Here is an 11,972-nt window from a genome sequence, read left to right as displayed (position 1 = left end):
TCGATCGCCGCCGAGCGAGGTCCGGCAGGCTCCAGGCGGCCACCGACGGAGGGACCGAGCGGATGCGCTCCACCGACACCACCGACCTGCCGGCCTTCCCGATGCCGTCGCCGTTCCCCGGCGAGCCGCCGGTCGCGTTTGCCCGGCTGCGTGAGGAGGAGCCGGTCGCCCGGGTCAGGTTGCCCACCGGGGACGAGGCCTGGTTGGTCACCGGCCACGCTGAGAACCGGACCGTGCTGACCGATGAGCGGTTCAGCCGAGCCGCCGCTGCTGCACTTGGTGCTCCCCGGCTGCAACCGATCCCGCCGGACCGGGATCGATGCTCAACATGCCCCCCTGAGCACACCCGACTGCGCCGCCTGGCCGCGCCGGCGTTCACCCCACGCCGCATCGAGGACCTCCGGCCGGCGCTGCGTCGCGACGTGGACGCTGCTCGACGACTTGCTGGCGGCCCGGGCCACCGGCCGACCTCGTCACCGGCTTCGCCCGCCGGCTGCCGGTCGCCGTGATCTGCGAGTTGCTCGGTGTGCCCGGTTCCGACTGCGGGCGGATCACGGAATGGGTCGACCTGCTGCTGAGCCTCACCACGCATCCGCCACAGGGGAGTGTCAAGTTGACGGCCCTGTCTCACATGCGGTGGTGACGGAGAGTCGTCCGGCTCGTTGACACCCGCGTGACGGACGCCAACAAGCTTGCGCAGACGATGTTCTCGGGTCTTTCCCCGCTGGTCATCGAGGATGTGGTCGACGGCCCTGCGGACCCTGCTACGCATCCCGCTACCCACCCGGCGCACGCCCCGGGTGATCGGAGTCGACGACTTCGCCCTTCGCCGCAGGCACCGCTACGCCACCGTCGTCATCGACGCCGAAACACACGAACGCATCGACGTACTGCCCGACCGCACCGCCGACACCCTGGAAGCCTGGCTACGCGAACACCCAGGCGTGGGGTCCGTAACCCTCTGATGATGGCCAGGGTGGTACGAGCGGAGTGACGGGAGACTGTCACGTTCCGTGTGCGCCGTGAGGCGCTTCGTTGTATCCCCCGCGCAGCGGGGATGGACTCGAAGGGAGGTTCTTGGGTCGCCCGGCTTACCTGGAGGGGAAACCTGAAGGGGGACCAGAGCATGCCGGGGAAGCGGTGGCCGTCTGGGAGGCGTTCACGGACGTCGTGCCGTAAGACTGTCCCGCACCGGGTTTGATGGAGACATCGAAACCTGGGAGGAACACCAGCGATGCCCGCACCGAAGAAGTACTCCGACGAGCTGCGTGAGCGTGCGACCCGGTTGGTGGTCGAGGCCCGCCGGGATCCGGCCAGTGCGGTCGGCGCGATCCGGCGGATCGCCGACCAACTCGGGGTGCACCCCGAGGCGTTGCGTGGGTGGGTGAAGAAGGCCGAGACCGACGCCCGGCGACCGGCCGGGCACCACCAGCGGCGACGCGGAACGCCTCGCCGCGTTGGAACGGGAGGTCCGTGAGCTGCGGCGGGCGAACCAGATCCTGAAGTCCGCGGCGAGTTTCTTCGCGGCCGAACTGGACCGGCCGTCGAGATGAGGGTCGCGTTCGTCGACTCGCAGAAGGCCGAACACGGTGTCCAGTCGGTCCTGCGGGCGCTTGAAGACACGCCCGCCGGGATCGCACCGTCGACCTATTACGCCGCCAAGGCCCGGCCCGCCAGCGCCCGGTCGAGGCGCGATGAGGAGCTGACCGCGATGATCGAGCAGGTCCACAAGGAGAACTACGGCGTCTACGGGGCCCGCAAGATCTGGCACGAGCTGCACCGGCGGGGCGTCGAGGTGGCCCGGTGCACGGTCGAGCGGCTGATGCGCGAGTCCGGACTACGCGGGCTGCTGCGCGACAGGTCGCCGCGCACGACCCGGCCCGCTGCCGAGACCGGGTGTGTACAACTAACGGCGGGTCTGGATGTCCCGCCGCAGCTGGGTGAACATCGACGTCTTGAGAGTCGCTTTGACATCCTGGCGCAGATCTTGTTCGAGGCCTTCGGCTGGGTGCGGAGTGTCTCGGCGGCTTGCCGCAGATCCTCGCCGACGGCGGCGTTGGGAGCGGCGAGCGTGACGCGCCGCCATTCGGTGCCCTCGAGGGTGGTGCTGTCGAGCTGCCGGTCGAACTCTGCGAGTGCCTGGTTGACGGACCGCATCGTGCTCTCGAGCTGCTTCTGTGCCCGTTCCCGAGCAATCTCCAGGGTGTCGAGCCGGGCGCGGTGGTGGGTTTGCCTGCGGGCAGTTGACGCGACCAGGTGAGTGCCGCGGTCAGGTTGGCCGGCCGGTTGTCGCTGCCGCGTGCCAGATTTTCCGACACATCGGCGAAGCCGTGGGTTACCAGCAGGCACATCCGATCGAAGCGGTCGGTGCGGTGCTGGTCGGCCTCTCGGCGACGCGGCGCGATCTTGTCGAGCGTGGTGGTGGCGGCGAAAGTGTAGCAGGCGACTTCCACGCCGTCGTAGCCCCAGGCGAATGCCAGCTGGCATACCTCCTCGAACGGTAGATCAGCCCACTGGCTGGTGAACAAGGTGATCGGGCGAGGCACGTTGTTCCTTCCTCAATGGGTATCGGTTTGGAGCTGCTCGCGTATCGCGCGGGCGGTGATGACGCCCACCGCCACGGCGGTCAGGGTGGGATTGCAGGCGGTCGCGGTGGGGATCACGTTGTTGCCACCGACGTAGAGGTTGTCGGTGTCCCAGACTCGGCCGGTCGGGTCGCAGACGCTGGTGCCGTCGTTGACGCGGCCCATACGAGTCGTCCCGAGATAGTGCAGCGAGCTGCCGGCCGGCATGAGGAACGGTTCGCCGAGCGGTCGTCCGAGCGACTGTGCCGCGGCGCGGACCTCCTCGGTCGCGTTCGCGATCGCGGCCCGGTCGGCCGCGTTTAGCCGGTAGTCGATGCGGATTGCCGGCAGGTGGTGCTCGTCGAGGGTGTCCTCGTCGAACCAGACCCGGTTGTCGGGTGAGAGTTCCTTGCGGCAGAACCAGCCGAGGCCGATGACTTGACCTGGCCGGACGGTAACGCCTGGGTTCAGCGGTACCGGCGAGGCATCCATCTGCATGATCTGGCCGTGGAAGGGCCGGTCGGTGGCGTAGGGCACCCAGGAAACGCCGGAGATGGGCACGATGGCACCACCGCCCGGGGTCACGGTTGCCGAGACCGGTAGGTGGATGTCGAGCGGCGCGTCGTCGGGGATGTACTTTTCGTCCAGGAGGGCGGCGGCCATGATCTGGGGATGCTCGGTGAGGTAGCGGCCGAGCGCTGCGGGGCGGACACCGGAGACCCACAGCAGCCTGGGCGTCCGGAAGGCGTCGGCGGCGATCACGACGGCGCGGGCGCCGAGGAACTCCCGCTCGCCGGTGGCGAGATTGACGAGGTCCACCCCGGTCGCGCGGTTGCCATCTAGCCGGATCCGCGTGGCCAGGGCCCCGGTGCGCAAGGCGGCGTTCGGCCGCTGCCACAAATCGCCGGCGATGATCGCGGGGCCCGTCCAGTGCAAGTCGCCGTCGTCCTCGACCGTGACCGCAACGGGCATGGGTCCCACCGGGCGGCGGTCCGGCCGGTCGAACAACGCGCCGAGCAGCTCCTGGATCGCTCCGATCAGAGGGGCACGGTCGAAGGCGTGAGTGGTGACGGCGAGGAGTTCCTCGGCCCGTCCGAGCGCCTTGTCGAGCACGTCAGCGTCGAGGGCGTCGGGAATCTCGTCGTCCACTGGCCGTGGGCACGCTGCTGTCCAGTGTGCGCCCATGCCGCCGACGTTCGTGGAGATGGCTGCGTTCGGCATCGCCGGCGCTCCGACGAGAGCGGTACCGGGGCGGGCTGCGGTTCCGCCAGGTACCGGGTCCGCGCCATGGGGGAGTTCGGCCAGCCTGCGGTTGCGCCGATCGGGGTCGGCGATGTTTCTGACGTGTCCGCCGGCCGGGTCGTCCAAGGCGGGTCCGGCCTCAAGGACGATCAGCCGCAGCGCTGGGTCGTCATCCGCCAACTCGCGAGCGACTGCTGTGCCCACCGGACCGGACCCGACAATGACGACGTCGTATGGCTCACTCATCTACCCCTGCCACCTTTGCGTCGGTTGGATCCGCGTTTCGGTGACCTCAGCTTCTTCCGGTGAGTGGAGGAAGTCAATCGACAACGGGCCTGCAAGTGCTGATAGGTGCCATCAGCTTCGCCTATGTGCTCTGGGCCTCGGCCGCGCTTAGCTTGATTTTTAACCCGTCGGTGGCGGGCGCCGGTTGCTCCTGTGAGGATTCCGGCGTGTCGGGCTGACGTGGGAACGGCCACCGTTGATGATCTTCGGGTTCCCTGGCAAGGACGCGAGATCAAGGCGGTGGCCGTGGCCACGATTTTGGACCATCTGAGTGGGCTGGTGTTACCCGGCTCTGTCTCGACCGGGCCGGTGAGGGATCCGGCGGAGGTGTTGGCCGGGTTTCGGCGGGACTTCCACCAGGCCCTGTCACGGCGGTCGGATGCGTTGTTCGAGTTGACCGACGCGGTGTTGTGCGCGGATGGGCCGGTGCGGTCGTTGCCCGGGTTGTCGCTGGTAGCGGAGTACCGCCGTGGGCACGGCGCGTTGTACGACGCCTTGGCCGCCGGGCGGGTTGACGTGCAACGGCTGCGTACGGCGGTGGCGGCGGTGCCGCCGCCGCGGGCGGCTGACGGGCGGCTCGTCCTGGCCGTGGATGTGACGTGCTGGCTGCGGCCGGAGGCGCACACGTCGCCGGAGCGGATCCTGTGTCACACCTACGGCCGTGGCAGGGACCAGCACATCGGAGTTCCGGGCTGGCCGTATGCGTTCGTTGTGGCGTTGGAGACCGGCCGCACCTCGTGGACCGCACCGCTGGACGCGGTCCGCTTGGCTCCGGGTGCGGATCTGGCGGCGGTGACCGCCGCCCAGTTGCGGGACGTGGTCGGCCGGTTGATCGCCGCCGGCCATTGGCGGCCCGGCGATCCGCAGGTCTGGGTGGTGATGGACGCAGGCTACGACGCGGCCCGCCTGGCCTGGCTGCTGCGGGACCTGCCGGTGCGCGTCCTGGCCAGGCTGCGCTCGGACAGGGTCCTGCGCCGACCCGCGCCACCACCGCTGCCCGGCCGGCGGGGCCGGCTGCCCCGCCACGGCGCCGAGTTCATCTTCGGCGACCCCCGCAGTTGGGGTGCCCCGGATGTGACCACGGTGACCGATACCCGCCTCTACGGCACCGTCACCGCCCGAGCCTGGCACCGCTTGCATCCGAGACTGACCCGCCGCGCGGCCTGGACCGACTGCCCTGCACTGCCGATCCTGGAAGGCACCGTGATCCGTCTCGACGTCGGGCGGCTGCCGTCGGGCGCGACCGCGAAACCGGTATGGTTGTGGTGGTCCACCGGTATCGACCACGAGCCGGGCCACGATCCCAGCCCGGATCCGGCGATGATCGACCTGTTGTGGCAGGCGTTCCTACGCCGCTTCGACATCGAGCACACGTTCCGGCTGTTCAAGCAGACCCTCGGCTGGACAGTGCCGAAACTGCGCGACCCGCACGCCGCCGACCGGTGGACCTGGCTGATCATCGCCGCCTACACGCAGCTGAGGCTGGCCCGGCCACTGGCCGCCGACCTGCGTCACCCATGGGAACGACCAGCGCCACCCGAACGGCTCACCCCATCCCGGGTCCGCCGCGGATTTCGGCACCTACGTCCGACAAGCACCTGCCCCGCCAGCGCGCCGAAACCCACCCGGCCAGGCCCCGGACGACCACCCGGCACACCCAACCGTCACCCCACCCGCCGCTACGACGTCCACACCGTCACCAGCAGCCAAACCGGGAAGACGACCTCCAGAAAGAAAAAATCGGCCAATCCCAGACCACGCCGCACAGGTTAAAGATCAAGCTAACGCCGCAGCAGCCGGAACGGTCACGACCAGGACTCACATTCCACAGATCTACCAGCCGCTATCCACGGCGAACCCGCCGTAAGGTCTCCAACCGGGCGCAACGCATAGATCATATCAAGCTACTGCGGACCGCCCTCTCACTGGACGTCTTGTTCACGTTGCGCCCGATAAGCCCGGCCCGACAAGTGAAGGCTGTCGATATAATCGCCGGTTTCATGGGGACTTCGCCCTGATCGAGGGCATTCGTGAAAGTATAGCTTGAGCGGTTTTACTACGCTACGAGTGTCTGGTTAGGTTTGTCCGCAAGTCGCTGACAGCCGGCACAACCATAGGGGCCGACACCCTCATGTGTTGCCCGGCTGGCCTGTCCATATGGGGTCAAGGACCCTGATGGCTTATTCGGCCGTGTACCCGTCTCCTTCGGTGGGTCAGTAGGGTTGTTGTGGTCATGTCGATGCAACCGAGGCCGTGGCCAGACGTTCCGGAGCAGACCGCGCGGATGGCGCGGGCGGCGTTCCGGAAAGGGAACCTGGCGACGCGGATCCGTGACGAACTCGGCCAGGTGTACGAGGACGCCCGGTTCTCGGCGGCGTTCGGGCTCCGGGGACGGCCGGGGATCTCCCCGGCACAGTTGATGACCGCCAGCGTGTTGCAGTTCTCGGAGAACCTGACCGACCGTCAGGCCGCCGACGCGGTCCGGGACCGAATCACCTGGAAATACGCCCTCGGTCTGGAACTCGACGATCCGGGTTTCGACCCCACCGTCCTGTCGGAGTTCCGGGACCGGCTGGTCGCCGGTGACCTGACCAGCCTGGCCCTGGACGCCCTGCTGCGACGCCTGGCCGGGCTCGGACTGGTCAAGGCCCGGGGCCGCCAACGCACCGATTCCACCCACGTACTCGGCGCGATCCGCGACCTCAACCGCCTCGAACTGGCCGGAGAGACACTACGGGCGGCGTTGGAAGCCCTCGCCGCGGCGGCACCGCACTGGCTCACCTCGGTCATCGACGATTCCTGGACCGGCGTCTACGGCACCCGCGTCGACAACCTACGCCTGCCCGAGAGCCAGACCAGACGTGACGAGTTGACGGTCCGCTACGGCATCGACGGCTACCACCTGCTCGACGCGGCGCACCACCCGGACGCACCGGAATGGCTGGCACAGATCCCAGCGACACAGACGTTACGCCTGATCTGGATCCAGCAGTTCTACCGCGACACCGACGGCGCCGGGCAGGAGGCGCGACGGCGGGAACACGCCCCGGACGGGGACGGTGTCCCGCCCGGCAGAGACCGCCTCATCTCCCCATACGACCCGGACGCCCGATACAGCGTCAAACGCGACACCGGCTGGGGCGGCTACAAGGTCCACTTCACCGAGACCTGCGACCCACCGACCGGCACCACCGGCCGGGAAACCGGACGCGGAGAACACCCGAACCTGATCACGAACGTGGCCACCACCACCGCGACCGTCCCGGACTCGGCCATGACCGCCATCATCCACCAGCGACTGGCCGACAAGGCACTGACTCCCGCCGAGCACCTCGTCGACTCCGGATACCCGTCCGCCGAGATCACCGCCGCCCGCCGCCCGCCGGCACGGGATCACCCTGACCTCCCCGATGCTGATCGACCCGTCCGCGCAGGCCCGCGCCGGGCGAGGCTACGACAAAGCGGCGTTCACCTTCGACTTCGACACCCGCCACGGCGTCTGTCCCCAGGGCAACACCAGCACAAGCTGGTCACCCTGCCGACAACGCGACACCGACACCATCGTGGTGTCCTGGCCGAAGAGCGTCTGCCAGCCCTGCCCCACCCGCCAGGAATGCACCCGAGGCACCCGCCGCCAGATCACCATCCACCCCCGTGACCTACACGAAGCCCTCACCGCTGCCCGCATCCAGCAGAACACCTCCGAGTGGAAGGCCCGCTACGCCGTCCGCGCCGGAGTCGAGGGCACCATGCGCCAAAGCACCCATGTCACCGGGATCCGTACCGCCCGTTACCGAGGCCTGCCCAAGACCAGACTCGAACACACCCTCACGGCCACCGCGATCAACATCATCCGCCTCGACAGCTACTGGACCGGACACCCCCTCGACCGCACCCGGACAACACACCTCCAACGCCTCGACTTCACCCTCGCCGCCTGACCTACACCGAATAAGCCATCAGGGTCGTCAAGAGCTTCAAAACGGGAAACGTGAATCAGGATGAGACGTCCTTTCAGGGCAGGGTGATCACCAGGTTGCCGCGGACGTCGCCGTCGGAGAGGCGTTTGAAGGCGGCTCGGGCCTCGGACAACGGGAGTGCGTCGTCGACTAGGGGGCGCAGGCCGGTGGTGTTCATCAGGGTGAAGAGGCGCTGGTACTCCTCTCGTGTGCCGCTCAGGGAGCCCACGATGTTGATCTGGTGGAAGTAGACCCGGTGCAGGCGGGCCGGGGGCACGTCGCCCGTCGTGGCGCCGGCCACCACGACCGTGCCGCCGTGGCGGACGCTTCGCAGGGAATGGTGCCAGGTGGCCTTGCCGACGCCGTCGATCACCGCGTCGACCGGGGCCGGCAGTTCGGTGCCGTGCTCGAACGTGTTGGCGGCGCCCAGCCGGCGGGCCAGGGCTCGCTTCTCGGGCGTACGGCCGGTGACCCAGACCCGCAGGCCGGACGCGGCGCCGATGGCGATCAGCGCGGTCGAGAGACCGCCCGCCGCGCCCTGGACCAGGACCGTGTCGCCGGGTCGCAGCTGTGCCTTCGTGAACAGCATCCGGTACGCCGGCAGCCAGGTGCAGATCAGGCAGGAGGCCTCCTCCCAGGTCAGGTGGTCGGGTATCGGCAGCAGGCTCGAGCCCGGCGCGGTGAACTGCTCGGCGAGGGTGCCGGGGCGGGCGCCGGACAGCTGCGCGGCCGGCAGGTGCAGCGTCTCGTCGCTGGCGCCCGGCGGGGTGTTCAGCAGGGGGTACAGCAGCACTCGGCGGCCGTCGGGGTCCAGCCCGGCGGCCTCGCAGCCCAGGATCCGGGGGTACTGATCGTGGTCTAGGCCCACGCCGCGCAGCGTCCACAGGTCCTTGTGGTTGAGCGACACGGCTCGTACGTCGACGCGGATCCACCCGTCGGGGACCACGGGGGCCGGGCGCTCCCCGACGACGAGGGCGGAAAGCGGGTCATCGGGGGTCGGCGCCGAGGCGTACACGGCACGCATGCTGTCGCTGAGCATGGGGTCAAGCTAACGGCGGCGGCGACGGGTGAACAACGGGTGCGCGGTGGAGTTACCAGAGCTGGGGATGGTGGGCGGCAGGAACTTTCCTAGCCTCGAAACGTCCGGGTGACGCCCGTGGGGATCGAGGAAAGGTTTCGACATGTCCGAGCCGATCACGTACCTGGAACATTGGGACCGCGCGGACGCGTTCGACCCGCCGGCGGTGCTGCGCGAGCTGAGCGCCGAGCAGCCACTGTCTAGAATGGTCTATCCAGACGGGCACGTCGGATGGCTGGCGACCGGGATCGAGGTGGCCAAGGAGGTGCTGAGCAGCCCGGCGTTCAGCCACAACTTCCACTCGGCCCATTTCCCGGTCACCAAGAAGGGGCAGCCCTTCCCGACCATGCCGATCATCCCCGGCATGTTCATCCACATGGATCCGCCCGAGCACACGCGTTACCGGGCCACGCTGACCGGGGAGTTCACCACGCACCGGGTGGCGGCGCTCGGCGAGCGGATCGAGGTGGCGGCCGCGGAGCAGCTGACCGAGCTGCGCGGGCTGGGGTCGCCGGCCGACCTCGTGACCGCGTACGTGCAACCGCTGTGCCGCCGGGTCCTGAACGATCTGCTCGGCATTTCGGCCGAGGGCGGGGCGATCCTGGCACGGCTGTCCGAGACCTCGAACGACGACGACGTGCCGGTCGAGGACGAGTTCGCGGCGTCTAAGGAGGCGTTCCTCTACCTGCGCGACTGCGTCGAGAAGGAGCGCGCCGACCCGGGCGACTCGATGATCGGCCGGCTGACCGGCGTACCGGATCTGACCGACCGCGAGATCACCAACATGCTCCTGATCGTGTTCGTGGCCGGGCTCACCACCTGCGAGGGCGCGCTGGCGGCCACCAGCATGGCGCTGTTGCACCACCGGGAGCAGTTGGCGGCGTTCCGGGACGCCTGCGCGAGCGGGGCCGGCGTGGAGAACGCCGTCGAGGAGCTGCTGCGCTACACCACGGTCAACCAGTACCAAATCTTCCGGACTGCGCTCACCGACGTCGAGGTCGGCGGCCGCCTGGTCAGCGAGGGGGACACGGTCACCATCTCCCTGCCGGCCGCCAACCGCGACGGGAGCCGCTTCGCGCACGCCGACCTGCTCGACCTGAGCCGGGACCCGTCCGGGCACCTCGCCTTCGGGTACGGCGTGCACATCTGCCTCGGTCAGCGCCTCGCCCGTACGCTGCTGACGATCGCGCTGCGCACCCTGGTCACCGGGCTGCCGGGGCTGGTGCCGGAGGTCCCGGCCGGCGACGTGCGGTTGCGCGCGCGGACGCCGGTCTTCAGCCTCCACGAGCTGCTCGTACGCTGGTGAGCGGCCCGCAGGGCGACGTCGACGTCGCCGTCGTGGGCCTCGGCCCGATCGGCGCCACCCTGGCCATCCTGCTGGCCCAGCGCGGCTGGCGGGTCGGTGTCGTCGAGCGCCGGCCGGAGGCGTACCCGCTCCCGCGCGCCACCAGCTTCGACGGCGAGACGGCACGGCTGCTCGCCGGTGCGGGCGTCGGCGCGGACCTGCCGGGCCTCTCCCAGCCCGCCACCGGCTACCAGTGGCTGGACGCGCGGGGCCGGGTGCTGCTGGACATCGTGTTCGCCACCACCGGCCGGTACGGCTGGCCGGACGCGAGCACGATGCACCAGCCCGCGCTGGAGGCCCTTCTCACTCGCCGGCTGGCCACCTTTCCGGATGTCCGGATCTGGCGCGGGCACGAGGTCGTCGACCTGCGGGAGGCCGGCGACCGGGTGATGGTCGGCACCAAGAGCGTGGACGGTGAGGCGCACACCGTCGCCGCGCGGTGGGTGATCGGCTGCGACGGGGCGAACAGCTACGTCCGCGATCGGCTCGGCGTCGGCGTCACGGATCTCGGTTTCTCGTACGACTGGTTGCTGTGCGACGTGGAGCTGGCTGTCGAGCGTACGTTCCTGCCGACGAACCAGCAGTGGTGCGATCCGGCCCGGCCGACCACGGTGGTCGGCAGCGGGCCCGGGCGCCGGCGCTGGGAGTTCATGCGGCTGCCCGGTGAGGACCTCGACGAGCTGCGCACGAGCGACGCGGCGTGGCGGTTGCTCGAGCCGCGCGGCGTACGGCCGGACAACGCGCGCCTGCTGCGCAGCTCCACCTACACGTTCCGGGCGATGTGGGCCGACCAGTGGCGGGATGGGCGGGTTCTGCTGGCCGGCGACGCGGCGCACCTGATGCCGCCGTTCGCGGGCCAGGGCATGTGCTCGGGCCTGCGGGACGCCGCCAACCTCGGCTGGAAGCTCGACCTCGTGCTGCGTGGCGCACCCGCGGAACTGCTCGACACGTACACGATCGAGCGACGCGCCCAGGCCCGCCAGTCCATCCGGGAGTCGGTGAAGCTGGGGCGGGTCATCTGCGTGTCGGATCCGGACGCCGCCGCCGACCGCGACGCCGCGATCCTCGCCAACCCACGGCGTGGGCCGAATCGGCCGGAACCCGCCAAGCCGCTGGCCGAGGGCCTGCTCAGCCGCCTGCCGGAGGGTCTGGCGGCGGCCCGCGGTGACGTGGTCCCGCAGGGCCGGGTACGCGTCGGCGGGCAGACCGGCCTGTTCGACGACCGGGTGGGGCGCGGGTTCGTGCTGCTCACCACCGGTGAGGTCGACACCGGGCCGGCGATACCCGGCGTCGATCCGATCGTCGCGCGGCTGGGACCCGGCGCGGTCGGCGACGTGGACGGTGTCTACACGTCCTACCTGGCCGGACTCGGCGCCGCCGCCGTCCTGGTGCGCCCCGACTACCACGTCTTCGGCGCGGTGGCGGACCTCGCGCTGGTCCACGCCCTGCTGGACGACCTGAGGAGGCAGCTGAACGCGGCGTGATGTCCCACGGTACGG

General features: G+C 69.7%; 8 protein-coding genes and 3 pseudogenes. 8 read left to right on the top strand and 3 right to left on the bottom strand.

What is annotated here, in order from left to right:
• The first annotated feature begins 62 nt into the window (after positions 1–62).
• The 4 genes and pseudogenes from EDC02_RS12045 to EDC02_RS40215 all read left to right on the top strand — a co-directional run bounded on the left by EDC02_RS12045 (position 63) and on the right by EDC02_RS40215 (position 2,260).
• Positions 63–509 carry a hypothetical protein gene (locus tag EDC02_RS12045; protein WP_123602015.1) on the top strand — a complete coding sequence of 149 codons (447 nt, stop codon included), beginning with the start codon at positions 63–65 and terminating at the stop codon, positions 507–509.
• Positions 510–746: 237 nt separating this feature from the next.
• Positions 747–947, top strand: a pseudogene (locus EDC02_RS12040) (transposase); the annotation flags it as partial.
• A gap of 287 nt (positions 948–1,234) precedes the next feature.
• Complete coding sequence (locus EDC02_RS12035) at positions 1,235–1,477, top strand: transposase (RefSeq protein WP_123602014.1); 243 nt, start codon at positions 1,235–1,237, stop codon at positions 1,475–1,477.
• A 72-nt stretch (positions 1,478–1,549) separates the two neighbouring features.
• On the top strand, positions 1,550–2,260 hold the full coding sequence (locus EDC02_RS40215) for an IS3 family transposase (protein WP_158632165.1): 711 nt from the start codon (positions 1,550–1,552) through the stop codon (positions 2,258–2,260).
• A 175-nt stretch (positions 2,261–2,435) separates the two neighbouring features.
• Here EDC02_RS40215 and EDC02_RS41585 read toward each other — a convergent pair.
• Positions 2,436–2,546: pseudogene (locus EDC02_RS41585) on the bottom strand (sugar phosphate isomerase/epimerase); the annotation flags it as partial.
• Between the two features lie 12 nt (positions 2,547–2,558).
• Positions 2,559–3,713, bottom strand: a complete 1,155-nt coding sequence (locus tag EDC02_RS12015) for a GMC oxidoreductase (protein WP_199757600.1) — start codon at positions 3,711–3,713, stop codon at positions 2,559–2,561.
• Positions 3,714–4,400: 687 nt separating this feature from the next.
• Between EDC02_RS12015 and EDC02_RS12010 the strand changes: the two genes are divergently transcribed.
• Both EDC02_RS12010 and EDC02_RS12005 read left to right on the top strand, forming a co-directional pair.
• Entirely contained in the window at positions 4,401–5,864 is a 1,464-nt protein-coding gene (locus tag EDC02_RS12010) for an NF041680 family putative transposase (protein ID WP_305036219.1), read from the top strand.
• A 460-nt stretch (positions 5,865–6,324) separates the two neighbouring features.
• A pseudogene (locus tag EDC02_RS12005) lies at positions 6,325–8,032 on the top strand (IS1182 family transposase).
• Between the two features lie 73 nt (positions 8,033–8,105).
• Here the strand turns inward: EDC02_RS12005 and EDC02_RS12000 are convergent.
• Positions 8,106–9,089 carry a zinc-binding dehydrogenase gene (locus EDC02_RS12000; RefSeq protein WP_199757599.1) on the bottom strand — a complete coding sequence of 328 codons (984 nt, stop codon included), beginning with the start codon at positions 9,087–9,089 and terminating at the stop codon, positions 8,106–8,108.
• A 142-nt stretch (positions 9,090–9,231) separates the two neighbouring features.
• On the opposite strand from EDC02_RS12000, the gene EDC02_RS11995 reads away from it, so the two are divergent.
• Positions 9,232–10,434 carry a cytochrome P450 gene (locus EDC02_RS11995; RefSeq protein WP_123602012.1) on the top strand — a complete coding sequence of 401 codons (1,203 nt, stop codon included), beginning with the start codon at positions 9,232–9,234 and terminating at the stop codon, positions 10,432–10,434.
• On the top strand, positions 10,431–11,957 hold the full coding sequence (locus EDC02_RS11990; protein WP_123602011.1) for a bifunctional 3-(3-hydroxy-phenyl)propionate/3-hydroxycinnamic acid hydroxylase: 1,527 nt from the start codon (positions 10,431–10,433) through the stop codon (positions 11,955–11,957). The genes EDC02_RS11995 and EDC02_RS11990 overlap by 4 nt, the downstream gene beginning before the upstream one ends.
• Positions 11,958–11,972: the final 15 nt, after the last annotated feature.

The sequence above is a fragment of the Micromonospora sp. Llam0 genome (assembly GCF_003751085.1).
Classification (GTDB): Bacteria; Actinomycetota; Actinomycetes; order Mycobacteriales; family Micromonosporaceae; genus Micromonospora_E.
The sequence above is the reverse complement of the archived record's forward strand: the minus strand, read 5'-3'. Positions and strand labels throughout refer to the sequence as shown.